This window comes from Microbacterium sp. RURRCA19A, assembly GCF_900156455.1.
In the GTDB taxonomy this organism is placed as follows: domain Bacteria; phylum Actinomycetota; class Actinomycetes; order Actinomycetales; family Microbacteriaceae; genus Microbacterium.
In genome coordinates, this window is record NZ_FTNQ01000001.1 from 407,630 (window position 1) to 432,735 (window position 25,106).

Genomic DNA, 25,106 nt, shown 5'->3' on the forward strand with positions numbered 1-25,106 from the left:
CACCGAGAACGAGGAGAACGATGGACAAGCAGCGCGATTTCGTCCTGCGGACGATCGAGGAACGCGGCGTGAAGTTCGTGCGCCTGTGGTTCACCGACGTCGTCGGAACCCTGAAGTCGGTGGCGATCGCGCCGGCCGAGGTCGAGGGCGCCTTCAGTGAGGGCCTGGGCTTCGACGGCTCGGCCATCGAGGGTCTCACCCGCTCGTACGAGTCCGACCTGCTCGCCCACCCCGACCCGACGACGTTCCAGATCCTGCCGTGGCGCGGCGAGATCGACCCGACGGCACGCATGTTCTGCGACATCACCACGCCCGACGGTCAGCCCGCCGTGGCCGACCCGCGGCACGTCCTCAAGCGCACGCTCGCGAAGGCGGCCGATGCCGGGTTCACGTTCTACACGCACCCCGAGATCGAGTTCTACCTGCTGAAGTCGTCGCAGCTCGGTCCCGACGGGCGCCCCGAGCCCGTCGACTCGGCCGGCTACTTCGACAATGTGCCCGGCGGCACGGCGCACGACTTCCGTCGCCGATCGGTGCGCATGCTGGAGGACCTCGGGATCTCCGTCGAGTTCAGCCACCACGAGGGCGGTCCCGGTCAGAACGAGATCGATCTGCGCTACGCCGACGCCCTCACCACGGCCGACAACATCATGACGTTCCGCACGGTCGTCAAGGAGGTCGCGATCGAGCAGGGCGTGTACGCCACGTTCATGCCGAAGCCCCTGAGCGGCCAGCCCGGCAGCGGCATGCACACGCACATGTCGCTCTTCGAGGGCGACATGAACGCCTTCTACGAAGAGGGCGGCCAGTACCAGTTGTCGAAGGTCGGACGCCAGTTCATCGCGGGGCTCCTGCGTCACGCCAACGAGATCTCGGCCGTCACGAACCAGTTCGTCAACTCGTACAAGCGCCTGTGGGGTGGCGACGAGGCACCCAGCTTCATCTGCTGGGGCCACAACAACCGCTCCGCCCTGGTGCGCGTGCCCTTGTACAAGCCGAACAAGGGCCAGTCCACGCGGGTCGAGTACCGCGCCCTCGACTCGGCGGCGAACCCGTACCTGTCGTACGCGCTGATGCTCGCGGCGGGCCTGAAGGGCATCGAAGAGGGCTACGAGCTGCCCCCCGAGGCCGAAGACAACGTGTGGTCGCTCACCGACGCCGAGCGCCGCGCCCTGGGCTACGCGCCGCTGCCGGCGAGCCTCGACCACGCCCTCGAGTACCTCGAAGAATCCGAGCTGGTCGCCGAGACGCTGGGGGAGCAGGTCTTCAAGTACGTGCTGCTGAACAAGCGCCGCGAATGGCAGCAGTACCGCGCACAGGTCACGCCCTTCGAGCTGCAGAGCAACCTCGAGGCGCTCTGACCGGGCCGTGATGATCTCGGGCGATCGATCGACGGCGCTCACCGCCCTGGCCCGCACCGGCTTCTCGCGTCTCGCGGAAGCCGATGCGGGTCTGGGCGAGCTCGAGCAGCTGACGGCTGCCGGACGGGCGGATGTCATGGCGCTGGCGCAGCGCGTGGCCGACCCCGACCGTGCCCTCTCGGCGCTCCTGCAGATCGCACGGCGCGATCCGGACGCAATCCGCTCCGCCGCGGCGGATGCGGGCACCTGGCGCGCCCTGTGGGACATCGTGGGCGCCTCGGACGGGTTCGCGGAGTTCTACCTGCGACACCCCGACGAGATCGCGCATCTCGCCGGTGCGGGACTGACGGTCCCGGACGAGCACCTGATGCGCACCGAGCTGCTGGCATCCGTCGGTGACGTCGAGGGATTCGCCGCCGACGCGACGGATGCCGCGTGGGTCGCGCTGCGCGCGCGCTATCGGCGTCTGCTCGCACGGATCGCCGCCTACGATCTGGGCCAGGACGACTCGGCGGCGGCGATCGACGTCGTCTCCGCATCGCTCGCGGATCTCGCGGGCGCCGCCCTGGAGGCGTCTCTCAGCGTCGCCCGGTCGCGCGTCGCGGGCACCGGCCCGGCCGCGTTCCCGCGCGCTCAGGTCGCCGCGACCCGGTTCGCGATCATCGCGATGGGGAAGACCGGCGCGCGCGAGTTGAACTACGTCAGCGACGTGGACGTGATCTTCGTCGGCGGCACCTCCGACGAAGACGTGGTCTCCGAGGCTCGCGCGATCGACATCGGCACCCGGCTCGCGGTGCAGACGATGCGCGGCATCTCCGGCCCGGAGATCGAGCCCCCACTGTGGGAGGTCGACCCGAACCTCCGGCCCGAGGGCAAGCAGGGGGCGCTCGTCCGCAGCCTCGGCGCCCACGAGCAGTACTACGCGCGATGGGCGAAGAGCTGGGAGTTCCAGGCACTGCTCAAGGCGCGGGCCATCGCCGGCGACGCCGCTCTCGGCGCGGAGTACATCGCCGCCGTGCAGCCCCTGGTGTGGCAGAGCGCCGCCCGCGAGAACTTCGTCGAGGGCGTGCAGCGCATGCGCGAGCGGGTCACCGACCACATCCCGGCGAGCGAAGTGAACCGTCAGGTGAAGCTCGGTCCGGGTGGCATCCGGGATGTCGAGTTCACCGTGCAGCTGCTGCAGCTCGTCCACGGACTCACCGACGAACGCATCCGTCAGCGCGGGACGTTGGAGGCTCTCGACGCGCTCGTCGCCGAGGGGTACATCGGTCGCAGCGAAGCCGAGGCCTTCGGCCGCGACTACCGTCTGCTGCGTCTTATCGAGCATCGGCTGCAGCTCCGCGGCCTGCGTCGCACGGCCCTGCTCCCCGAGAAGGACGACGATCTCCGCGTCCTCGCGCGGGCCACCGGACTCGCGGACTCCGCCGCGGGCGTGCAGACCGCGTGGGAGAGCATCAAGCGCGAGGTGCGCGACATCCACGTCCGCCTGTTCTACCGGCCGCTGTTGTCGGCCGTGGCGGCGCTGCCCGAGGGCGAGCGGACCCTCTCCACCGAGCAGGCACGCGACCGTCTCGCCGCCATCGGCTTCCGCGACCCGGCGGGTGCGCTGCGCCACATCGCGGCGCTCACCAGCGGCCTGAGTCGCAAGGCGACCATCCAGCGGCACCTGATGCCGATCATGATCCGGTGGTTCGCCGACGGCGTCGACCCCGACTACGGCCTTCTGGTCTTCCGCCGCATCAGCGAGCGCCTGGGCAACACCCCGTGGTTCCTGCGGATGCTGCGCGACTCGGCCGGCGCCGCAGAGAGCCTCACCCGCGTGCTGTCGGGGTCGCGCTACATCGGCGAGCTGATGGAGTGGATCCCCGAGTCGGTCGCGTGGCTCGATGACGACGCGCTCCTGCGTCCCCGCTCGGGAGCGGCCCTCCAGGAGGAGGCGCGGGCCATTCAGACCCGTTGGGACGACATCGACGGCGCCATGCGCTCGGTGCGCGCGCTCCGACGACGCGAGATGCTGCGCGTCGCGATGGCGGCGGTCCTCGAGGTCGTCTCGCTCGAGGAGCTCTCGGACGCCCTGACGACGATCACCGAGGTGACGATCCAGGCGACGCTGCGCGCGGTCCGGCGCGAGGTCGTCCCGCCCGAGGACGACGCCCTCGACTTCTCCGTCATCGCGATGGGACGCTTCGGCGGTCGCGAGATCGGCTTCGGCTCGGATGCCGACGTGATGTACGTCTATCGCGCGAACGGCATCGACCCCCAGCGCGCGAGCCAGCTGGCCCTGAAACTCGTCGCCGGCCTCCGGGAGCACTCGGAGGACCACCGCCTCCCGCTCGACCTCGACGCGGAGCTGCGACCCGAGGGGCGCAGCGGTCCGCTGGCGCGCTCGCTCGAGGCCTACGCCGAGTACTACCGGCGGTGGTCGCTGTCGTGGGAGGCGCAGGCCCTGCTGCGCGCCCGCGGGGTCGCCGGCAGCGTCAAGCTCATCGCCGACTTCCTGGCCCTCGCCGACGACGTGCGCTACCCGGCGAACGCCGACCCGAACGGATTGCGGGAGATCCGCCGCATCAAGGCACGGGTCGAGAACGAGCGCCTGCCGCAGGGAGCCGATCCCGCCCGGCACCTCAAGCTCGGTCCCGGCTCGATCAGCGACGTCGAGTGGCTGGTGCAGATCCTCCAACTCCAGCACGCGCGGGCGGTTCCGGCGATGCGGACGACGTCGACCCTGGACGCGCTGCAGGCGGCCGTGGAGGCGGGGCTCATCGCTTCGGACGCGGCGGAGAAGCTCGCGGCATCCTGGCACCTCGCCAGCCGCCTGCGCTCGGCCAACACCCTGTTGTCGGGGCAGACGAGCGACGTGCTGCCCGCCGACCGTGCGCGGCTCGACGGCATCGGGCGGATCCTCGAGTACCCGCCCCACTCGGCCACCCAGGTCGAAGAGGACTATCTCGGTGCCACGCGACGGGCCCGCCGCGTGTTCGAGAAGCTCTTCTACGGGTGATCGACCTCAGGATGCCAGGAGTCGCTCGCGCACCTCGCGGCGCAGCACCTTCCCGATGAGCGAACGGGGCAGGTCGTCGACGACGACCACCCGCCGCGGGACCTTGTAGGACGCCAGTCGCGACTTGCAGTAGTCGCGGATCGCCTCCGGTTCGATCTCGACGCCATCGCGCACGACGATCGCGGCCGCCACGTCTTCGCCTCCGCGGGGCTTCGGGAGAGCGACGACGGCCGCACCCTCGATGTCGGGGTGCGACACCAGGACGTCCTCGACTTCGCTGGGCGAGACGTTGAAGCCGCCGGTGATGATGATCTCCTTCAACCGGTCGACGATCGTGACGAAGCCGTCGGTGGACACCGAGGCGATGTCGCCGGTACGCAGCCACCCGCCGTCGAGAAGCGTCGCTGCCGTGTCGGTCGGCCGGTTCCAGTAGCCCTCGAACACCTGCGGGCCGCGCAGCAGCAGCTCACCGGACTCACCGAGAGGAAGGTCCTTCTCGGGATCGTCGGGGTCGACCACCCGGATGTCGGTGCTGGGGAACGGCACTCCCACGGTGCCGGGGCGCCGCGACGGTCCGATCGGGTTGCCCAGCGCGACGGGCGACGACTCGGTCATGCCGTAGCCCTCCACCAGCAACCCACCGGTCGCCGTCTCCCAGCGGTCGACGGTCGCCACCGGCAGGCTCATCGCCCCCGAGATCGCGAAGCGGACCGTCGAGAGGTCGAGCGTGCCGCGGGAGGCGGCGCGCGCGAGCTGGTCGTAGATGGGCGGAACCGCCGGGAGGAACGTCGGCGGGCTCTTCTTGACCGCGGATGCCACGAGGTCGAGGTCGTACTTGGGGAACAGCACGAGCTTCGCACCGATGCTCATCGCGAACGTCAGGCAGAGGGTGAGCCCGTACGCGTGGAAGAGCGGGAGGACGCCGTAGAACGTCTCCTCGCCGTCGTGGAGGCCCGGTACCCACGCGCGGCCCTGCATCGCGTTCGCGCGAAGGTTCCGGTGCGTCAGGATCGCGCCCTTCGGCGTCCCCGTCGTTCCGCTGGTGTACTGCAGCAGCGCGATGTCGTCGAGGAGCGGCCCCTCGTGCTTGCGGGAGAGCTTTCCGTGGGTGAGGAGCTTCTCCCACGCGATCGGTCGCTTCGACGAGGGCTCGGCCGTCAGCTGCGCGCGGGACTCACGGGCCTTCTTCACCGGCAGCCGCAGCGCCATGCGCGTGCCGAACGGCATCGCCCGGGTGATGTCCACCGCGACGATGTGCGGGAGCGCGAGATCCGAGGGGAAGTCGGCGACGAGGTCGGCCACCTTGTCCCAGACGATCGCGAAGGTCGCGCCGTGATCCTCGAACTGGTGCCGCAGCTCGCGCGCGGTGTACAGCGGGTTGTGCTCGATCACGATCGCCCCGAGCCGCAGCGCCGCGTAGAACGCGACCACGTGCTGAGGGCAGTTCGGCAGCACGAGCGCGACCCGGTCTCCCGCCTTGAGACCCAGACGGCGCAGGCCCTCGGCCGCGCGGGCGATCTGGTCGCCCAGCTCGCGGTAGGTCGTCTGCGCACCGAAGAACTCCAGCGCGACGCCCTTGCCGTATCGGTGGACGGAGTCCGCGATCATCTCGGGCAGCGTCTGCGAGGGCTCGTCGATGTCGTGCGGCACGCCCTCGGCGTACGAGCTCAGCCACGGACGCGACGCGTAAGGGGAGGTCATGGCATCCATCCTTCCCGACGCCACCGACACGCGAGCAGCGCGACGCCTGTGCGGATGCCGAGAAGCCGGGACCTTCCGTGCGTCGAGGGAGCGGCCTAGCCTGTCGGCATGTGTCGCAACATCGTCCCTCTCCACAACTTCGAGCCGCCGGCGTCCGACGACGAGTGCCACGACGCGGCTCTGCAGTTCGTGCGGAAGATCACGGGGACGACGAAGCCCTCCCGCGCGAACCAGGAAGTGTTCGACCGCGCCGTCGACGAGGTCGCCGCGGCCACCCGCCGGCTGCTCGATGACCTCGTCACCGCGGCGCCACCGAAGACGCGCGAGGTCGAGGCGGCGAAGCGCCAGGCGCGGTCCGCCGATCGTTACGAAGCGATCCGCGTGTTCCAGGAGCAGAAGCGCGCCGCGCGCTCGGCATCCTGATCCGGATCATCCCTCCGCGAAGCGCTCGAACAGGGGAGTGGCATCCGGGCTCTCCAGATCCGGGATGCCATTGTCGCTCGGCACCGCGGTGAGGGGGCCGCGCAGCTGGTCGAGGAGCGCGCCGGCATCGCCGGGTTCGCATGTGGACGTCGCACGGAGCTCCAGCACGTCGATCGCGCCCTCGGCGGGATTCGCCGGAACCATGTCGACATCCAGACGCGACACCTTCGCCTCCGGCTTCCCCGCCATGATCACGATGTTCTCGATCCCCTCCCCGTACGTCGGCGTCGGCGCAAGCTGCCACCCGTTCTCCGACAACCACGAACGAAGCTGTTCCATCCGCTGCGCACCCTGACCATCGAACGAGAAGCCCTCGGGGAGCTTGCGTCGCAGGAAGAACTGGTACCCGCCCTCGCACTGATCGGGAACGTCGCCGTACTCTCCGACACGCCAGTCTCCGTCGAAAATCTGCTTCTGCACATCGGCGACGGCCGCCTTGAACTCAAGGTTGACCGCGCGGGCGTCGTCGAATGCCTGCTCCGACCCGGGCTCTGCGGGCTCCTCGCCGCACGCCGTGAGCACGAGAACCATGGAAGCCACGAACACCGCCGCCAGCGCTGTTCGCTTCCGCCCACCCCTCAGGTCCTTCACGCCGCCCCCTCTCGACCGATCCAGGATGCCGAATCCCCGCGACCCTGGCCAACGACTGCCGCTCGCTGTCCGGAACGTCTAATATCCCGGGCACAACGACGAAGCCCGCCCCCGCGAAACGGCGGGGACGGGCTTCGTCGTGGATGATCGGGCGATCAGACCCCGAAGTACAGCTCGTACTCGAAGGGGTGCGGGCGCTGAGCGATCGGCTGGATCTCGTTCTCGATCTTGTACTCGATCCAGGTCTCGATGAGCTCCTCCGTGAAGACGCCACCGGCGAGCAGGAACTCGTGGTCGGCGCGGAGGGCCTCGAGCGAGTCGAGCAGCGAGTTCGGAACCTGCGGGATGTTCTTGGCCTCTTCGGCGGGGAGCTCGTAGAGGTCCTTGTCGACGGGCTCGTGCGGCTCGATGCGGTTCTTGATGCCGTCGATGCCGGCCATCAGCTGTGCGGCGAACGCGAGGTACGGGTTGCCCGACGCGTCGGGCGCACGGAACTCGATGCGCTTGGCCTTGGGGTTCGTGCCCGTGATCGGGATACGGATGGCCGCGGAGCGGTTACCGGCCGAGTACACCAGGTTGACCGGAGCCTCGAAGCCCTTCACCAGGCGGTGGTAGCTGTTGAGGGTCGGGTTGGTGAAGGCGAGCACGGCGGGGGCGTGAGCCAGGATGCCACCGATGTACCAGCGCGCGAGGTCGGAGAGCCCGCCGTAGCCGGTCTCGTCGTAGAACAGCGGCTTGCCGTCGTTCCACAGCGACTGGTGGGTGTGCATGCCCGAACCGTTGTCGCCGAAGAGGGGCTTGGGCATGAAGGTCGCGACCTTGCCCCACTCGAGAGCCGTGTTCTTGACGATGTACTTGAACTTCAGGATGTCGTCGGCCGCGTGCACCATGGTGTCGAAGCGGTAGTTGATCTCCGCCTGACCACCGGTGCCCACCTCGTGGTGAGCGCGCTCGAGGATGAGGCCGGCGTCGATCAGCTTGAGGCTGATGTCGTCGCGGAGGTCGGCCTGCTTGTCGACGGGGGAGACGGGGAAGTAGCCGCCCTTGTAGGGCGTCTTGTTGGCGAGGTTGCCGCCCTCTTCCACGCGACCGGTGTTCCAGGCGCCTTCCTCGGAGTCGACCGAGTAGAAGCTCGCGTTCTGCTTCACTTCGTAACGGACGTCGTCGAAGATGTAGAACTCGGCCTCGGGCGCGAAGAATGCGGTGTCGGCGATGCCGGTGGAGGCGAGGTACTTCTCGGCCTTCTTGGCGACCTGACGCGGGTCCTTCGAGTAGATCTCGCCGTTGCGCGGGTTGTAGATGTCGAAGACCATGATGAGCGTCTTCGCCTCGCGGAACGGGTCGAGGTACGCCGTCGTCACGTCGGGGATGAGCTGCATGTCCGACTCGTGGATGTTCGCGAACCCGCGGATCGACGAGCCATCGAACAGCTGTCCGACGGTGAAGAACTCCTCGTCGACGGTCGACGCGGGAATGTTGAAGTGCTGCTGCACGCCAGGAAGATCCGTGAAACGGATGTCGAGGAACTTGACGTCCTCGTCCTGGATGAACTTCAGCACCTCGGACGAATCTTTGAACATGAAGACTCCAGAGGTAGAACATTCGGGATCGGCCGGCCTCGGCCAGCCTCCTTGACCCTACCCAGAACCGGTGTCTCGGTCATATCTCGCATGTTTCGGGCGTGTTACGGAGCCCCGATTACGCTGGATGCCGTGACCGTCCCCGTCGAGAACGAATATCCGGGCCAGCGACTCGGCCTCCCCCGCGAGGGGCGCGGGTCCATCGGCCGACCGGGGCGGCGCATCGCCGCACTTCTGGTCGATGTCGCCTGCGCCGGCCTGATCGGCTATGCGTTCTTCTCCACGCCGGATCCCGTCACCGGCGTGCCGTTCGCGAATCCGCTCGCGACGAACCTCATCTTCTTCCTCGTCCAGATCGTGTTCATCCCGCTGATCGGCGGGAGCCCAGGGCACCGACTGCTGGGGATGCGTCTCGAACTGGCATCCGGGGGATGGGTGGGCGTCTGGCGCCCCATCGTCCGCACGCTGCTGCTCGGTGTGATCATCCCCGCGGTGGTGTGGGACGCCGATCAGCGCGGCCTCCACGACAAGGCGGTCGGCACGGTACTCGTCCGCAGCTGACGGACGAAGAACGGCCCCGCCGGAGCGGGGCCGTTCTCACGTGATCAGCGGGGACGCGGGGCGCGCATCTTCGTCGGGTCGACACCCTTCGGAATCGGCAGCGACGACAGCCCCTGCGACACCGACGACACGCGCTTGATGACCGCCGCCTGCGTCGTGCGGTCGACCTTCTTCGGCAGCGCCTTGATCGCGGAGGCGAGGTTCTTGATCTCGACCTCGCCCTCGCCGTGTCCGACGTACAGGACCGTCACCGGGACACCGGCGGCGACTCGCTGAACGCGCGCGCGTTCCTCGTTGACGAGGCGGGACAGGCGCGTCTGGGAGCCCTCGCCGACCAGGACCACGCCGCCGCGACCGATCGCGCGGTAGACAGCCTCCTGCGTACGGGGGTTCACCCCGATGGGCGTCTCGGAGGCCTGCCAGTTGCGGCCGAGCGACGACGAGAGCACGTGACCGGTGGCACCGGGCATGCCGTCCATGCGGCGGTACATCGCCCGCGTCGACAGGCGGGTCATCGTGATCATCCCGACCAGGACGCCGGCCAGCAGACCCGTGACGCCCCACAGGATGACGCTCCACACCGCCACCGGCGGAATGAGGAAACCGACGAGCACGCCGAGGCCGATGCCCGCGAGGACGATGCCGGCCAGCGCGAACGGCAGCCAGCGGTACTCCTTCTGCGTGAAGGTGTACAGGGTGCGAAGCTGGGAGAAGAATCCCGGACGCTTCTCGGGGGTGGAGGTGCGAGCGGCCATGCGGACGATTCTATCTTCGACGTCGGCACCCCTCCTCCCCTTCGGTCGGGATCACGGCTCCATCCCCGGAACGCGTTCGGCGCCCGATCGGTCGCGCCCGATTCACGACAGCCTCGAGGCATGCACCCGACGCCTCTCCCTCAGACGATCGACACCGTCGCCGGTTACCTTCGCCGCAGAGGCCGGAGCTCCCATGTCCTGACCGCAGGCGAAGCAGCCACACTCGCGATCGCCGTCGTGCGCGGGTGCGCCGCCGCTCCGTCCCGGGCGGCGCCGGGGGAGTGGCGGCTCACCGCCGAGGGGCAGCCCGTCCTCGTCGCCCACCCGGGCGGAGAAGACGTGCTGGCCGTCACCGTGGCGATCCTCGACGAGGTGGCGTCCCTCGTGAGCGCCGATGTCAGGCCCGGCTTCGCACGCCTGCGCGACGGGGTTCTGACGGAACCTCCGCCGACATGGTCCCTCCTCGAGAAGCGTCTGCTCGCCGTTGTGGAGCCGCAGCCGCTCGTGCTCGGACCGCTGGCCCCTGTCGCATCGACCGTGCTGCAGGCGGTGCACGACGACGATGCCGCATCCTCGACTCTCGTCACACGCCTCCGTGACGTCGTACGGCGCATCCGACCGCCCGTGATGTGGACGGGGGCCGGTCTCGCCGGCGTGCTCGTGTTCGTGGCGGTGTCACTGCTCACGAGCGCGGAAGCGACCGAGGCGAGCGGGGAGCAGACGGCATCCGGAACCGTCGTCGTCGACGCGACGACCCCGTCCGCGAGCCCGGGGCGCGGCGCGGCCGTGACCTCGCCCGCCGACGAGACGACGACCGACACGGATCTGTTGCCCGCGGGACAAGACCGGACGGCGTCGGGACCCGAGGGCGACGGGGCGTCGTCGGGTGACGACGATCCGCTCACGGAAACGACGTCGTCGGATGCCGATGACGTGCGGTCGGCGGCGACCGACGTCCTCCGGTCCCTCGCGGCCTGCGCTGACGAGGAGTGCGTACGGCGACTGTGGGAATCCCCGGACGGATCACGCGATCCGGTGCCCCTGGACCCTGCGATCGCCGAACTCGAGCTGATCGACGACTACGGCGGGCTGGCCGTGGTCCGCCTGACCGCCGACGATCGCACGCAGTACGCAACACTCGTCCGGCAGGAAGACCGATGGCTGGTCCGCTCCGTCAGGGACGTCGCGGACCAGCCATCATGAGCCGGTCAAGCCGGGGATCAGATCCCGAGGTCGCCTTCGAACTGCGCGGCCTCGAGACGGGCCTTCACGGCACCGAGGAAGCGGGCGGCGTCCGCACCGTCGATGATGCGGTGGTCGTACGAGAGCGCCAGGTAGACGTACGAACGGACCGAGATCGCGTCCTTGCCGTCGACCGAGACGACACCGGGCTTCTTCACGACCGCGCCGAGGCCAAGAATGGCCGACTGCGGGAGGAAGACGATCGGCGTGTCGAAAAGGGCGCCGCGCGAACCCGTGTTGGTCAACGTGAACGTGCCACCGGCGAGCTCGTCGGGCTTCAGCTTGTTGTCGCGCGTGCGCGCAGCCAGGTCGGCGATCTCGCGGGCCAGCTGCGCGATGTTCTTCTCACCGGCATCCTTGACGACCGGAGTGAGGAGCCCGCGCTCGGTGTCGACCGCGATCGAGACGTTCTCGTGGGCCGGGTAGACGATCTCGTCGCCCTCGACTGTGGAGTTGATGATCGGGTAGGTCTTCAGCGCCTCGACGGCGGAGAGCGCGAAGAAGGGCAGGAACGACAGCTTGTCGCCCGTCTTCTGCTGGAACTCGCCCTTCACGCGGTCGCGGAGGGCCGCGACCTTGGTGACGTCGACCTCGACGACGGTCGTCAGCTGAGCCGTCGCCTGCATCGATGCGACAGCACGCTCCGCGATGACCTTGCGCAGACGCGTCATCTTCTGCGTGGTACCCCGCAGCGGCGAAACCTCGACCGGCGCGGCGGGTGCGGCAGCCACCGGGGCGGCGCTCGCCGCGGGAGCGGACTTCGCAGCCTCAGCGGCCTTGAGGACGTCTTCCTTGCGGATACGCCCACCGACGCCGCTCCCCGAAACGGTGGCGAGGTCGACGCCCTGCTGCTGGGCCAGACGGCGCACCAGCGGGGTGACGTAGGTGATCTCGTCGCCGCCGGCCGCGGGAGCCGGCGGCGCCGCGGGCTGGGCTGCGGACGGAGCGGGCGCGGCGGGCTGCGCCGCGGGGGCGGGCTGCTCGGCCGGCTTCTCGTCCGCGGGGGCGGCGGGCGCGGGCTGCTCGGGCGCCTCTTCCTCAGCGGGGGCTTCCGGAGCGGCGGCGGGCGCCTCGGGGGCTGCAGCCGGGGCCGCGCCGCTGCCGATGCGGGCGAGAGCGGAACCGACGGCGACCGTCTCGTCTTCCTGGACGAGGATCTCCTGCAGGGTGCCGGCGACCGGCGAGGGGATCTCGGTGTCGACCTTGTCGGTGGAGATCTCGAGGAGGGGTTCGTCGACCGCGACGTCGTCGCCGACGGCCTTGAGCCAGCGCGTGATCGTGCCTTCGGTCACGCTCTCGCCGAGTTCGGGGAGCGTGACCTCGGTCGCGTCGGACGAGGCGGCGGGCTGCGCGGCGGGGGCCGGCTCCTCAGCGGGCGCGGATTCGGCCGGAGCCGGCTCTTCGGCGGCCGGGGCCGGAGTCTCCTCGGCGGGGGCGGCCTCGGGAGCGTCGTCCGAGGACGACGCACCGGAGCCGTCACCGATCTTCGCCAGGACGGCGCCGACCTCGACGGTCTCGTCCTCCTGCACGAGGATCTCCTCGATGACGCCGGAGACGGGCGAGGGGATCTCGGTGTCGACCTTGTCGGTCGAGATCTCCAACAGACCTTCGTCCTCCTGGACGGTGTCACCGACCTGCTTGAGCCAGCGGGTGACCGTTCCCTCGGTCACGCTCTCGCCGAGAGCGGGGAGGACGACGGAAGTGCTCATGGATATGTCTCCTTCGTACCGGATGCGGTATCTAGCTTAGTGACGGCTGAGGGTCAGAGTGCGTGCAGCGGCTTGCCGGCCAGGGCGAGGAACGCCTCGCCCAACGCTTCGCTCTGTGTGGGGTGGGCGTGGACGAACGGCGCGATGTCCTCCGGGTGGGCTTCCCACCCGACGGCGAGCTGCGCCTCGGTGATGAGCTCACCGACGCGGTCGCCGACGAGGTGGGCTCCGACGACGGGACCGTCGACGCGGCGGACGATCTTCACGATCCCCGAGGTCCCGATGATCTCGCTGCGACCGTTGCCGGCCAGGTTGTACTCGTACGCGCGGACGCCGTCGGCGCCGAAGCGCTCCTGGGCCTGCGCTTCGGTCAATCCGACGGAGGCGACCTCGGGATGCGAGTACGCGACGCGCGGCACATCGACGTCCGGCACGAGCACCGGAGAAAGACCCGCGATCTCCTCGGCCACGAAGATGCCCTGTTGGAACCCGCGATGAGCGAGCTGAAGACCGGGCACGATGTCGCCGACGGCCCAGACGTGCGCGGCCGTGGTGCGCAGCCGCTCGTCGGTCTGCACGAAGCCGCGATCGAGGCGGACGCCGGCCTCCTCGAAGCCCAGGCCCGCCGTGGACGGGCCCCGACCGACAGCCACGAGCACATAGTCGGCTTCGAGTTCGGTGCCGTCATCGAGGCTCACCGTGACCGAGGATTCGGTCTGCGTGAGGGACGAGAAGCGTCGGCCGAGCTGGAATCCGATCCCGCGCTTGCGGAACGCGCGTTCGAGCGCCTTGCTCGACGAGACGTCTTCGGCCGGCAGCAGATGAGGCAGCGCCTCGACGATCGTGACCTCGACGCCGAACGAACGCCACACGCTGGCGAACTCCACGCCGATGACGCCACCGCCGAGGACGACCACGCGCTCGGGGACGACATCCAGATCGAGCGCCTGCTCGCTGGTGAGGACGCGTCCCCCGATGTCGAGCCCGGGGAGCGTCCGGCTGTACGACCCCGTCGCGAGGATCACGTCGGACCCGCGGTAGACGTCGTCTCCGACTCGCACCGCCGCTCCGCTCTCGAGCGAGCCTTCGCCATGGACCACCCGGATGCCGCGCGCCGAGATCAGGCCCTCGAGGCCCTTGAACTTCTTCGCGACGATCCCCTCGCGGTAGGCCCGGACGCCGGCGGGATCGATGCCGTCGAACGACGCCACTACGCCGATCCCCGCCGCGCCGCGCGCCGCGTCGGCGACCTCGGCCGCATGAAGCAACGCCTTCGTGGGGATGCAGCCTCGATGCAGACAGGTCCCGCCGAGCTTGTGCTTCTCGACGAGCACGACATCCTTGCCCAACTCGGCGAGACGCAGCGCGGCGGCGTATCCACCGCTGCCACCGCCGAGGACGACGACGTCGGCCACGAACTCGGTCACCGGACGCTCCCCGCCGAGATCAGCTCGATGAGCGAGCGCACGGTCGCACCGGTCACGCCCTTGTCGGTGAACCCGAAGGGCGCGGACTTGTTCATGCCGACGCCGGCGATGTCCAGGTGCACCCAGGGGATGCGCGGGGCGTTCGCTTCCTCGGACACGCGTCCGACGAAGTGCCGCAGGAAGAGCCCGGCGAAGAGCGAACCGCCTGCGGGGTCGCCGATCTTGGCGTTCTGCAGATCGGCGATGGGGGAGTCCAGCTCGTCCACCATGTGTGCGGGGAGCGGCAGCTGCCAGGCGAGTTCGGACACCCGCTCCGCGGCGGCGAGATACTCGGCCACCGCCTCGTCGTCGCCCATCACGCCGGTGTGGCGATTGCCGAGGGCGACCGTGATGGCGCCGGTGAGGGTCGCCACGTCAACGATGAGATCGGGGTTCTCCCGGCTTGCGGCGACGAGACCGTCCGCGAGCACCAGGCGTCCCTCGGCATCCGTGTTGAGCACCTCCACGGTGGTTCCGTCGAGCATGCGCAGCACATCGCCCGGGCGCGTCGCGCGCCCCGAAGGCATGTTGTCGGCGATGCACAGCCAGGCGCTCACGCGCACCGGCAGAGCCATCTCGGCGGCGGCCCGCAGCACGGCGAGCACGGTGGCGGCACCGCACATGTCGTACTTCATCCCGACCATGGATGCCGCGGGCTTCAGCGACAGCCCACCGGTGTCGAACGTGATGCCCTTGCCCACGAGGGCGACGAAGCGGTCGGCGTCGACCGGGGAGTACTCGAGGTGGACGAGACGCGGCGGACGATCGGAGCCCTGGCCGACACCCAGGATGCCTCCGTAGCCGCCCTCCGTGAGCGCGTCCTCATCCAGCACGGTCACGGTGACGGGCAGGCCGTCCACGGCGGCGACCGCGGCATCCGCGAAGTCGGCCGGACCGAGCCACTCCGCGGGCGTCGTGACGAGATCCTTCACCAGCGCGACAGCCCCCGCGACCGCGGCGACCGCGGCCTGCTCGGCGTCCGTGGGCGGCGTGGTCCTGTGGACGGTCACGCGCGACGCGCGGGCCCTCGGCGCCTCGCTCTTGTACCCGGCGAAGCGGTATCCGCCCAGCGCCGCGCCTTCGGCGAGCGGAGCCCACGGCGCCTCCACCAGCGACTGCACCGCCACGTGCTCGAAACCGGTCAGCTGACGCAGGCCCGTTCCCACAGCGTCGCGGAGAGCGGCGACATCGGGCGCGACGCCGGCGCCGACGACGGCCACCGGCAGGGACACACCGGGCACATGCACGCGCTGGAAGGAGCCGGCCGCACCGGTGAACCCCACCGCGGTCAGCGAACTCGTGAGACCGTCCCATCCATCCGGGTCCGGAGCCGAGCCGTCGGACTTCGCGACCACCAGGAGGATCGCATCGGCGCCGGAGTCGAGGACGGGGACATCGGAGTACGTCACGGAGGGGAATGGCATAGCTTCCATCCTAGGTTCGCGGGTGTTCGCTAGCAGCGGGACGCACCGCCGCCGCCGTGTCGGACGCGGCTCGTAGAGTGGAGACATGCCGCATCACGCACCGCTGTACGACCGCGCCCCCGCCGCGCCGCCGGTGCCGTCCGGGCTTCCGCTGGTCATTGCGCTCACCGGCTTCACCGACGCGGGAGGTGCGGTGACCCGTCTGGTCGAGTACTTCCGCGACGACCTCGAACCCCACCCTGTCGTCGTCTTCGACAACGACACGTTGCTCGACTACCGGGCCCGGCGTCCTCTCATCACGTTCGTCGAAGACCATCTCACCGACTACCGCCCACCGCGGCTCGAGCTCTCGCTCGCGCACGACTCTCTCGGGCATCCGTTCCTCCTGCTCGCCGGCTACGAGCCGGACTTCCTCTGGGAGGCTTTCGCCGAGAGCGTGCTCGAGCTCAGCGCCGGTCTGCAGGTGTCGTCGATCACGTGGGTGCACGCCATCCCGATGCCGGTTCCGCACACGCGCCCGATCGGCACCACCGTCAGCGGTACGCGCAGCGACCTCGCCGAGGCGCACTCGGTATGGCGTCCGCACACGCACATCCCCTCGACCGTCGGCCACCTGCTCGAGTACCGCTTCGCCGAGGCCGGCGCCAAGGTCGCCGGCTTCGCGCTGCTCGTCCCGCACTACCTCGGCGACACCGAGTACCCCGCGGCGGCGCTGGCCGGTCTCGACAGCCTGACGGTCGCGACGGGACTCGTGTTCTCCGGCGAGGTGCTGCGCGAGGAGAACCGCGAGTTCCTCGTCAAGGTCGCCGAGCAGGTCGAGGGCAGCGACGAGCTCACGCGCATGCTGCAGGGCCTCGAAGAGCGGTACGACGCGTACATGGCCGGCTCGACGCAGGCGACGCCCATCATTCACACCGGCGACCTGCCGAGTGCCGACGAGCTCGCGGCCGAACTCGAGCGATTCCTCGCCAATCGTCCCGGCGACGACGATCGCCGCGGCCGCCTGGGCTGACTCGCGCGGAGACCGGGAGGAGTGCGCGCCCGGCTCTTCCGATGCCGATCCGCGATACTCCGCGTGGGATCGCTCCCGCGTCACAGGGAATACCGAGGCGCCGTGCGCGGTTCCCTACGCATAGATCCCCGGTGCACGTCAAGTCCCGCGCCGGGAATGTGAGACAATGAAGAACCTGACCCGTTGTCGGCCGAACCTGGAGCCCGCTCCACAGGATCGGACTTGACAAGGGTCTTACTAGTGTCCGAGAACGACCGGCGGCCGTGCAACATGCGTTCCCGGTGAAAGGCGAAACGTGGCAGGCACGAACACCAAGACCCGCTCCGGCAGTGAGAAGGACACCGACCTCGACGCTGCCGAGGAGACCGTGACCGCGTCGAAGAAGACCGCGGCCAAGAAGGCCCCCGCCAAGGCGAAGGCGACGCCCGCCAAGGCGAAGTCGAAGGCCAAGTCCGACGACGACCTCGACGAGGACGACATCGAGGAAGAGATCGACGACGAGATCGAAGTCGCCGACGACTCCGACGACGACGACACCGACGGCGACGAGGCGGCCAAGCCCGCGGCGAAGAAGTCGGACGACGACAGCGACGACGACGACGAGGCCCCGGCGGCGCCCGCCGAGGCCCTGCCGACCGGCGCGATCGTCATCTCGTCGAGCGACGAGGACGACGTCCCTGTCTACTCGGCGCAGATCACCGGTGCGACGGCCGACCCCGTCAAGGACTACCTGAAGCAGATCGGTAAGGTCCCGCTGCTGAACGCGGCCGAAGAGGTCGAGCTCGCGATGCGCATCGAGGCGGGCCTGTTCGCCGAAGAGAAGCTGTCGAACATGTCGGCGGCGGAGAAGACCAGCCAGCTGGGTCTCGACCTCCAGTGGGTCGCTCGCGACGGTCAGCGCGCCAAGAGCCACCTGCTCGGCGCCAACCTCCGCCTGGTCGTGTCCCTCGCCAAGCGCTACACCGGTCGCGGCATGCAGTTCCTCGACCTCATCCAGGAGGGCAACCTGGGTCTGATCCGTGCGGTCGAGAAGTTCGACTACACGAAGGGCTTCAAGTTCTCGACCTACGCCACCTGGTGGATCCGTCAGGCGATCACGCGCGCCATGGCCGACCAGGCCCGCACCATCCGCATCCCGGTGCACATGGTCGAGGTCATCAACAAGCTCGCGCGCGTCCAGCGCCAGATGCTGCAGGACCTCGGACGCGAACCCACGCCCGAAGAGCTGAGCCGCGAGCTCGACATGACCCCCGAGAAGGTCATCGAGGTGCAGAAGTACGGTCGTGAGCCGATCTCGCTGCACACGCCGCTCGGTGAAGACGGCGACAGCGAGTTCGGTGACCTCATCGAGGACACCGAGGCGGTCGTCCCGGCCGACGCGGTGGGCTTCACCATGCTGCAGCGCCAGCTCGAGTCGCTTCTGGACTCTCTGAGCGAGCGTGAAGCGGGTGTCATCCGCATGCGCTTCGGTCTTGGCGACGGTCAGCCCAAGACGCTCGACCAGATCGGTGACACGTTCGGCGTCACGCGTGAGCGCATCCGCCAGATCGAGTCGAAGACCATGGCGAAGCTCCGGCACCCCAGCCGGTCGCAGTCGCTGCGGGACTACCTCGAATGAGCGGCGAGGCCAACGCCGGCAAGGCGCTCACCCGTACCGTCGAGGGCACTTCGTACGCCCGCATCCCGATCCGCACGCGGGTCGTCATGCCGGGAGACGACCTCGACGCATTCATCCTCGAGTACGCGAAGGATGCCGTGCAGCCGGGCGACCTGCTGTTCGTCACCGAGAAGATCGTGGCGATCACGCAGGGCCGCTCGTTCAAGCTCGACAGCATCAAGCCGCGCAAGCTCGCGCTCTTCCTGTCGAAGTACGTCACCCGGACGCCGTACGGCATCGGGCTCGGCATGCCGGAGACGATGGAGATGGCGCTGCGCGAGTGCGGCACACCCCGCATCCTGTTCGCGGCGGCCGTCTCGGCCGTGACCAAGGCGTTCGGGCGCAAGGGCGACTTCTACCGCATCGCCGGCGACAAGGCCCGAGCGATCGACGGCCCCACCAAGGGCACGATCCCGCCGTACAATCAGGCGGTCGTGCTCGGGCCGGAGCGTCCGCGCGAGGTCGCGACGCGGCTGAAGGCTCTGCTGGGCATCGAACTCGACGTCGCCGTCGTGGACATCAACGACCTGGGGGGCAACATCCTCGGTTCGACGATGGACAAGGCCGGCGAGAAGCGTCTCGTGGCGATCCTCAAGGACAACCCGCTCGGCCAGGGACACGAGTCCACGCCGCTGGGTATCGTCCGCGCCGCGGCCTGACGCGTCCTCGATGAACCTCGCACGGGCGAGCAGCCTGATCGCCGCGGGCACCCTGGTGTCGCGCATGACGGGGCTGGTGCGCACCATCGTCCTGGTCGCCGCGATCAGTTCGGTGGGCGCGTCGGCCGATGCGTTCTACGTCGCCAATCAGCTGCCGAACACGGTGCTGACGCTGATCTCGACCGGACTGTTGACCGGCGTGATCGTGCCACGGGTGGTGGCGGTGAGCGCACAGGCCGACGGCGGCCGGATCTTCCTCCCCAAGCTGATCACGGCCGGAGCCGCGATCCTGCTGCTGACCACCGCTGTCGCGATCGCGATCGCTCCGGCGCTGGTCGCCGTGATGGCGAGCGGCTACGACGGCGCGACGCGCGAGCTGACGATCGCGTTCGCCTACTGGTGCCTGCCGCAGATCTTCTTCTACGGCATGTTCGCCCTCATCGGTGAGAGTCTGAACGCCCGCCGCATGTTCACGCCGTACGCGTGGGCCCCCGTGGTCAACAACATCGTCTCGATCGCGGGCTTCGGGCTGTTCATCGTGCTGTTCGGCTTCCATCGCACCGAGGTGGGGTGGTGGACGCCGTCCTCGATCGCGCTGGTCGGCGGCACCGCGACGCTCGGCATCGTCGCGCAGACGGTCGTCCTCGCCGTCGCCTGGCGCCGGTCCGGCATCCCGCTCCGTCCCGACTTCCGCTGGCGAGGAGTGGGCTTCGGCAGCATGGGGAGCCTCGCCACCTGGACGTTCGGCATGGTGGTCGTGACGCTCCTCGCCGGTCTCGTCCAGGTGAACGTCATGAGCGCGGCGTCGGGAGAGAACGCCTCCGTCGCCGTGTGGGGCAACGCCTGGCTGATCTACATGGTGCCGTACTCCCTGATCGTGCTGTCCATCGGGACGCCGTACTTCACACGGATCGCCGAGCACGCCGCGGCCGGTCGCGGGGAGGACGTCCGCGCGGACATCAGCGCGGCGATCCGCATCCTCGGCCTGTTCGTCGTGATCTCCGCCGGTGCCCTGATCGCTGCAGCCGCGCCGGCCTCTCGAATCTTCACCAGCAGCGCCGGTGACGCCCTCCTGGCCGCGCCCGTCCTCATCGCGTTCCTCGTCGGTCTCGTGCCGATGGCCGTGCTGTTCATCATCCAGCGGACTTTCTACGCCTACGGCGACACGCGGACGCCGTTCTTCTTCACCCTCGCGCAGGGCGCCCTGGTCGTCGTCCTGACCCTGGTGGCGGTCACGGTCCCGAAGGAGTTCCTCACCGCGACGGTCGCCTCCGTCCAGACGCTCTGCGGCATCCTGGAGCTCCTGCTCGCGACCTGGCTCCTACGCCGGAAGATCGGGCCCCTCGGCATCCGGAAGGCCGTCTCCTCGCTCGCGCTCTTCATCGGAGCCGCAATCCCGGCCGCCCTTGCCGGCTGGGGGATCTATCTCTGGTCCGGCGCCGAGCAGGGGTGGATGCTCGACAACCTGCTCCTCGGTGCGGCCGGCACGGCGCTCATCTGCTCCGTGGCGGGTGCGATCTATCTCGGGATCCTCGCCGCGCTGCGGACGCCGGAACTCACGTCCGCGATCACGCTGGTACGCGCGCGCTTCGGTCGTCGCTGACGCGGAACCCGGTGGTGCGGGCCGAACGTCTCAGCGGCGACGTTCGAGGATGCCGGGACCGATGGCGTCGCGGTAGCGGTGCAGGAGCCCGGTGCGGATGCCGGACACGCTCGGCTTCATCTGGAACACGCTGGAGTTGTGGTTCGCCTCGATGAGTGCGGGCCCCTCCGGCGTGATCGCGACGTCCCAGCCCACGTAGGGCACGGTGGGCAGGCGGCGGGAGGCCTCCTCGACCATCGCGACCGCCTCGGCGAACAGCGGTACCTGGAATCCGGCGATCTCGACATCGGTGACGGGATGCCGGGCGAAGACGTTGGAGTTCTTGTCGACCCCCGCCCACTGGGCGGTGCCGTGGTCGTCGACCATCGTGAACATCCCGCCGCCGGCGAAGTTGTCGATGACACCGCCGTTGCCGATGCGCAGCACGGAGGCGATGAGGTGGAAGCTGCCGTCCTGCCGCCGGTAGGTGATCAGGCGGAGCGTGTTGACGCTGCCCGGGTACAGGCGGGCGAGATCCTCGTGCTGGGGGAGGATCTCCTCGACCAACGTGCGGTTCTCGGCCACGAGCGTCGCGCGCCAGGCGGCGACGTCGGTGATCTCGTCGGCGGTGAACGTCGTGATGCCGCGTCCGCCCTCGCCGAGCGCGGGCTTGACCAGGACACGCGGATGCCGCGCGAGGAAGTCCGCCAGCTCCTGATCGCTCGCCGTGGTGGCGTCGATCCATTCGCGGCCGATCATGTCGGCGAAGTCGCGGTAGAAGCGCGGCTTGTCACCCAGCAGCGCGGCCGAGTCGGGACCGTTGAGCGTGTTGTTGAGACGGATGGCCTTGGGGTGCGTCATCCACGTGCGCCGCTCGCGACCGTTGAGGAGCCGGATGTCCCAGACCGCGTAGTCGCGGAAGCCCATCTCGTAGCGCACCGACGACCAGAGCATGTCGGCGATGATGACGGGCAGGGGCGCGCGGGAGACCTTCTTCACCTGACCGGCGAACTCCGTGACATTCCCCAGACTCAGGCGTCGAGCTCGCTGCAGCAGGTACCGGACGCGCAGAGACCTCTGTGACACCTCGACACGCTAACACAGCGCCACCGAGCGTCCGCGGCGCGGGCGCGCGGAGGTCGGCCTCGTATGATGGGTACTTCGGAAGCGCTGCGACGGACGTTCGTCCGGGCGGCGACTGACCTCCGGACGAGAAAGCGATCAGCCTGCCGATGGACATCTCCCCGAAGGCGCGCGCCGCCTACTTCTTCAAGCGCGTCGCCGCATTCCGCCCCTCCCGCGTCTGGACGTTCGCGCGTCAGATCGGTCAGGAGCAGGGCAAGTTCGCTCCGTTCGTGCTCGTCGACATGCTGTGGTGGGCGGCGTTCCACGACACCGCCTACATCGACTACTACGAGGCCGACTTCGCGCTGTTGAACCGTCGCGAACGCAAGACGTTCATGACCTCCCTCATCCAGCATCACCTCGCCACCGCGGTGAACGACCGCGAGGTCGCGAAGACGCTCGAGAACAAGCTCAACTTCAACCGCGCGTTCGAGGACTTCCTCGGGCGCGAATGGATGCAGCTCGACACCACCGACACCGCCGCGCTGAAGGACTTCGCCGGGCGCCACCCGGTGATCATCGCGAAGGTTCCGGTGAGCCGCGAGGGCAAGGGCGTCTTCCGCTACGACACCGCCGAGGTGACGGACTGGGAGGCGTTCCGCGCCGAGCTGCTGCGGAAGGGGCAGATCCTGATCGAGCAGCCGATCGTGCAGCACCCCTATCTCGCGTCCTACTGCGCGGGAACCGTCAACACGACGCGCATCACGACCTACTTCGACGGCGAGACCGTCCACCCGATGGTGATGGTGCAGAAGTTCGGGCGCGGCGCGGTGAGCGACCAGTTCACCTGGGGCGGCTTCTTCACGATGCTCGACGACGACGGCCACTCGGTCGGCCCCGGCCACACGGGCAAGCACAAGAGCCGCTACGACGTGCACCCCGAATCGCAGCAGTCGATCGTCGACTTCCAGGTTCCGCTCTGGGACCAGGCGCTCGCGCTGGTCGGCGAGGCCGCGCGACGGATCCCCGAAGTGCCGTACGTCGGCTGGGATGTCGCCGTCGGGCCGGACGGTCCGGTCCTGATCGAGGGCAACTGGATCCCCGGACTCTACGAGACGCGGGTGAGCACGACCGGTATCCGCGAGGGCTCGCGGCCGCGCCACGAGCGGCTGATGGGCGACGCGCTCCGCCGTCGATGACTTCCGACGCCGAGATCCTCACTGCACCCGACGCCGCCGGGGGAGTCTCTCCGGTCGCGCGGGTGTCGGAGCGGAACCTCCGCGCGAATGCGCGGCTCGCCTCGACCGGCCGTGCCGACGATGTGCTCGCCGCCGACGCCTGGGGACACGGCGCCGACTGGGTGGCATCCGTCCTGGGCTCCCTCGGGACCGACCCCGCAGGACTCGACGCGGCCACCCTGTTCGGCCTCCCCGGGGGCGACCCCCGCTCCCGACCCGTGCTGTCCCTGCACGGGCGCGTGCTGGGCACGAAGGCGTTGCTCACGGGAGAGGGCGTCTCCTACGGCTACACGCACCGCGCCGCGCGCGACACGACCGTGGCGCTGGTGACCGGCGGGTACGCGCAGGGCGTGGTGCGCTCACTGGGGAACGCGGCCGACGTCGCCATCGACGGCCGCCGTCACCGCATCGTCGGCCGCGTCGCCATGGACGTCTGCGTCGTCGACGTCGACGACGCACGCCCCGTCCGCGGCAGCGGCGTCGTGTTCTTCGGCGATCCCGTCGCCGGTCACCCGGCCCTGGGGGAATGGACGGATGCCACCGGCTGGAACGCCGGAGAGATCGTCGCCGCCGTCGGCGCCCGGGCCGTGCGGACGGTGGTCGCGTGAGCGCCGAATACCGGGTCGATCTCGACGCCTTCGCCCGCAACCTCGCGCGCGTCCGCGAGGCGGTCGCCCACGCCCGGCACATGCTCGTCGTCAAGGACGACGCCTATGCCCACGGACTCGAGGCGATCGTGCGGCGAGCGATGACCGAGGGGGTGGAGTGGATCGGCGCGTTCGACGTCGAGACCGGGCGGGCGGTGCGCGCCGTCGCGGGGCCGAACGTGCGCATCTTCGTCTGGCTGCTCGGCGGCGCCGAGGACCTCGCCGCCGGAATCGAGGCGGACCTCGACCTCGGAATCGGCGATCACGCGCTGCTCGACGACCTCGCAGAACTGGCGGCCGCCCCGTCCCCGGCCCGCGTACACCTCAAGATCGACACGGGCCTCCATCGCAACGGCATCCGTCCCGAAGACTGGGAGCGGGCGCTTGCGGCCCTGTCGAGGCTCGTCGACGCGGGGAAGGCGTCGTTCGAAGGTCTGTGGTCGCACATCGCGGAGGCCTCGGATGCCGACGACGACGACGCTCGCGAGATCTTCCTCGCCGCGCGGGCGACCGCCGTCGGCGCGGGCCTCACGCCGCAGTTCTCCCACCTCGCCGCCAGCGCGGCCGGCTTCGCACGGGAGGCGTTCCGCGAAGACCTCGTGCGGGTCGGGGCGTTCTCGTACGGCATCCGCCCCGCCGGTGGCCCGACCGAACGGGATCTCGGGATCGAGCCGATCTCGACGCTCGTCGCTTCGGTGACCTCGGTCGAAGGCGACGCGGTGCGTCTCGACCTCGGCAGTCTTCACGGGCTCCCCTCGGTGCTGGAGGGGCGGTTCTCGGTCGAGACGCCCGCCGGTCCGCGGGGCGTCCGTGCGATCGAACCGACGTCCATGCTCGTCGACGCGTGGGCCGATGCGGCCCCGGGCGACACCGTGATCGTGTGGGGACGCGGGGGAGCGGTGTCGGCGACGGACCTCGCCGAACTCATCGACACGATCGGCGAGGAGATCGCACTCCGCGTCTCACCGCTCGTTCCCCGCCGGTACACGTCGAACGGGCCCCGCACCGCTCGGTGAAAGCGGTCGGGGCCCGTTCGGATGTCGGGGGTCAGTCGGCGGCGTGCAGACGAGCGGTCTCGTCGTGCCACGACGTGGCGATGCTGCGCAGCTTCTCTTCGTACTTGCGTCCGTGATGGGCGCAGAAGAGCAGCTCGCTGCCGTTGACCTCGGCGGCGATGTAGGCCTGCGCTCCGCAGGAGTCGCAGCGATCAGCCGCCGTCAGACGGTGGTCGAGGACGACGGACGCGTCGGGTGCGGTCGTAGTGGTCATCTCGGGTGCCCTCCTCGGTGGTCGTTGGGCGAGTCTGTCAATAGAACCACGAGGATGTTTCCCCTATGCCGCACGCGCGTGACATTTCGCTGTGCGCGTACGC

General features: G+C 69.4%; 21 protein-coding genes. 12 read left to right on the forward strand and 9 right to left on the reverse strand.

What is annotated here, in order from left to right:
* Window positions 1-20 precede the first annotated feature (20 nt).
* On the forward strand, window positions 21-1,361 hold the full coding sequence (glnA, locus tag BW982_RS02005) for a type I glutamate--ammonia ligase (protein ID WP_076490419.1): 1,341 nt from the start codon (window positions 21-23) through the stop codon (window positions 1,359-1,361).
* 10 nt (window positions 1,362-1,371) lie between these two features.
* Window positions 1,372-4,362 carry a bifunctional [glutamine synthetase] adenylyltransferase/[glutamine synthetase]-adenylyl-L-tyrosine phosphorylase gene (locus tag BW982_RS02010; protein WP_076490420.1) on the forward strand — a complete coding sequence of 997 codons (2,991 nt, stop codon included), beginning with the start codon at window positions 1,372-1,374 and terminating at the stop codon, window positions 4,360-4,362.
* Between the two features lie 6 nt (window positions 4,363-4,368).
* On the opposite strand, the gene BW982_RS02015 is transcribed toward BW982_RS02010, so the two are convergent.
* Window positions 4,369-6,063 carry a long-chain-fatty-acid--CoA ligase gene (locus tag BW982_RS02015; protein ID WP_076490421.1) on the reverse strand — a complete coding sequence of 565 codons (1,695 nt, stop codon included), beginning with the start codon at window positions 6,061-6,063 and terminating at the stop codon, window positions 4,369-4,371.
* A 108-nt stretch (window positions 6,064-6,171) separates the two neighbouring features.
* Between BW982_RS02015 and BW982_RS02020 the strand changes: the two genes are divergently transcribed.
* Window positions 6,172-6,486: a DUF2277 domain-containing protein gene (locus BW982_RS02020; protein WP_076490422.1), complete on the forward strand. Its 315-nt coding sequence runs from the start codon at window positions 6,172-6,174 to the stop codon at window positions 6,484-6,486.
* A gap of 6 nt (window positions 6,487-6,492) precedes the next feature.
* On the opposite strand, the gene BW982_RS02025 is transcribed toward BW982_RS02020, so the two are convergent.
* Window positions 6,493-7,086: a hypothetical protein gene (locus BW982_RS02025; protein WP_139327301.1), complete on the reverse strand. Its 594-nt coding sequence runs from the start codon at window positions 7,084-7,086 to the stop codon at window positions 6,493-6,495.
* Between the two features lie 206 nt (window positions 7,087-7,292).
* Window positions 7,293-8,717, reverse strand: coding sequence for a type I glutamate--ammonia ligase (glnA, locus tag BW982_RS02030; RefSeq protein WP_076490424.1), 1,425 nt, complete (start codon window positions 8,715-8,717; stop codon window positions 7,293-7,295).
* Between the two features lie 90 nt (window positions 8,718-8,807).
* Between glnA (BW982_RS02030) and BW982_RS02035 the strand changes: the two genes are divergently transcribed.
* Complete coding sequence (locus tag BW982_RS02035) at window positions 8,808-9,278, forward strand: RDD family protein (RefSeq protein WP_076490425.1); 471 nt, start codon at window positions 8,808-8,810, stop codon at window positions 9,276-9,278.
* A gap of 44 nt (window positions 9,279-9,322) precedes the next feature.
* Here BW982_RS02035 and BW982_RS02040 read toward each other — a convergent pair whose 3' ends face one another.
* On the reverse strand, window positions 9,323-10,033 hold the full coding sequence (locus BW982_RS02040) for a DUF4191 domain-containing protein (protein ID WP_076490426.1): 711 nt from the start codon (window positions 10,031-10,033) through the stop codon (window positions 9,323-9,325).
* A 120-nt stretch (window positions 10,034-10,153) separates the two neighbouring features.
* On the opposite strand from BW982_RS02040, the gene BW982_RS02045 reads away from it, so the two are divergent.
* On the forward strand, window positions 10,154-11,236 hold the full coding sequence (locus BW982_RS02045; RefSeq protein ID WP_076490427.1) for a hypothetical protein: 1,083 nt from the start codon (window positions 10,154-10,156) through the stop codon (window positions 11,234-11,236).
* Window positions 11,237-11,253: 17 nt separating this feature from the next.
* Here the strand turns inward: BW982_RS02045 and sucB are convergent, their stop codons facing one another.
* Genes sucB through BW982_RS02060 form a run of 3 tightly spaced genes read right to left on the reverse strand, consistent with a single transcriptional unit; the run spans window position 11,254 to window position 15,874 of the window.
* On the reverse strand, window positions 11,254-12,984 hold the full coding sequence (gene sucB, locus BW982_RS02050) for a 2-oxoglutarate dehydrogenase, E2 component, dihydrolipoamide succinyltransferase (RefSeq protein WP_076490428.1): 1,731 nt from the start codon (window positions 12,982-12,984) through the stop codon (window positions 11,254-11,256).
* Between the two features lie 53 nt (window positions 12,985-13,037).
* A complete protein-coding gene (gene lpdA / locus BW982_RS02055; RefSeq protein WP_076490429.1) occupies window positions 13,038-14,411 on the reverse strand; it encodes a dihydrolipoyl dehydrogenase in 1,374 nt (457 codons plus the stop codon).
* The gene (locus BW982_RS02060; RefSeq protein WP_076490430.1) at window positions 14,408-15,874 is read right to left on the reverse strand and encodes a leucyl aminopeptidase; all 1,467 of its coding nucleotides are present in this window, start codon (window positions 15,872-15,874) and stop codon (window positions 14,408-14,410) included. The genes lpdA and BW982_RS02060 overlap by 4 nt, the downstream gene beginning before the upstream one ends.
* 85 nt (window positions 15,875-15,959) lie before the next feature.
* On the opposite strand from BW982_RS02060, the gene BW982_RS02065 reads away from it, so the two are divergent.
* From BW982_RS02065 to murJ, 4 genes are all read left to right on the forward strand, one after another.
* Entirely contained in the window at window positions 15,960-16,886 is a 927-nt protein-coding gene (locus BW982_RS02065; protein ID WP_076490431.1) for a proteasome assembly chaperone family protein, read from the forward strand.
* 295 nt (window positions 16,887-17,181) lie between these two features.
* Window positions 17,182-18,504 carry an RNA polymerase sigma factor gene (locus BW982_RS02070; RefSeq protein ID WP_076490432.1) on the forward strand — a complete coding sequence of 441 codons (1,323 nt, stop codon included), beginning with the start codon at window positions 17,182-17,184 and terminating at the stop codon, window positions 18,502-18,504.
* Window positions 18,501-19,202 carry a coenzyme F420-0:L-glutamate ligase gene (locus BW982_RS02075; protein ID WP_076490433.1) on the forward strand — a complete coding sequence of 234 codons (702 nt, stop codon included), beginning with the start codon at window positions 18,501-18,503 and terminating at the stop codon, window positions 19,200-19,202. The genes BW982_RS02070 and BW982_RS02075 overlap by 4 nt, the downstream gene beginning before the upstream one ends.
* A 10-nt stretch (window positions 19,203-19,212) precedes the next feature.
* Complete coding sequence (gene murJ, locus BW982_RS02080; protein ID WP_076490434.1) at window positions 19,213-20,805, forward strand: murein biosynthesis integral membrane protein MurJ; 1,593 nt, start codon at window positions 19,213-19,215, stop codon at window positions 20,803-20,805.
* 30 nt (window positions 20,806-20,835) lie between these two features.
* On the opposite strand, the gene BW982_RS02085 is transcribed toward murJ, so the two are convergent.
* On the reverse strand, window positions 20,836-21,870 hold the full coding sequence (locus tag BW982_RS02085; protein WP_076490435.1) for a sugar-transfer associated ATP-grasp domain-containing protein: 1,035 nt from the start codon (window positions 21,868-21,870) through the stop codon (window positions 20,836-20,838).
* A 146-nt stretch (window positions 21,871-22,016) separates the two neighbouring features.
* Between BW982_RS02085 and BW982_RS02090 the strand changes: the two genes are divergently transcribed.
* From BW982_RS02090 to BW982_RS02100, 3 genes are read left to right on the forward strand one after another with little or no spacing between them, the layout of a single operon-like run.
* Window positions 22,017-23,048, forward strand: coding sequence for a sugar-transfer associated ATP-grasp domain-containing protein (locus BW982_RS02090; RefSeq protein WP_076490436.1), 1,032 nt, complete (start codon window positions 22,017-22,019; stop codon window positions 23,046-23,048).
* Window positions 23,045-23,695, forward strand: coding sequence for an alanine racemase C-terminal domain-containing protein (locus BW982_RS02095; RefSeq protein WP_076490437.1), 651 nt, complete (start codon window positions 23,045-23,047; stop codon window positions 23,693-23,695). Before BW982_RS02090 ends, BW982_RS02095 begins: the two co-directional genes overlap by 4 nt.
* Window positions 23,692-24,750: an alanine racemase gene (locus BW982_RS02100; RefSeq protein ID WP_076490438.1), complete on the forward strand. Its 1,059-nt coding sequence runs from the start codon at window positions 23,692-23,694 to the stop codon at window positions 24,748-24,750. The genes BW982_RS02095 and BW982_RS02100 overlap by 4 nt, the downstream gene beginning before the upstream one ends.
* A gap of 31 nt (window positions 24,751-24,781) precedes the next feature.
* Here the strand turns inward: BW982_RS02100 and BW982_RS02105 are convergent, their stop codons facing one another.
* Window positions 24,782-25,003 (reverse strand): DUF7455 domain-containing protein, encoded by a 222-nt coding sequence (locus BW982_RS02105; RefSeq protein ID WP_076490439.1) that lies wholly within the window; start codon window positions 25,001-25,003, stop codon window positions 24,782-24,784.
* Between the last annotated feature and the right edge of the window lie 103 nt (window positions 25,004-25,106).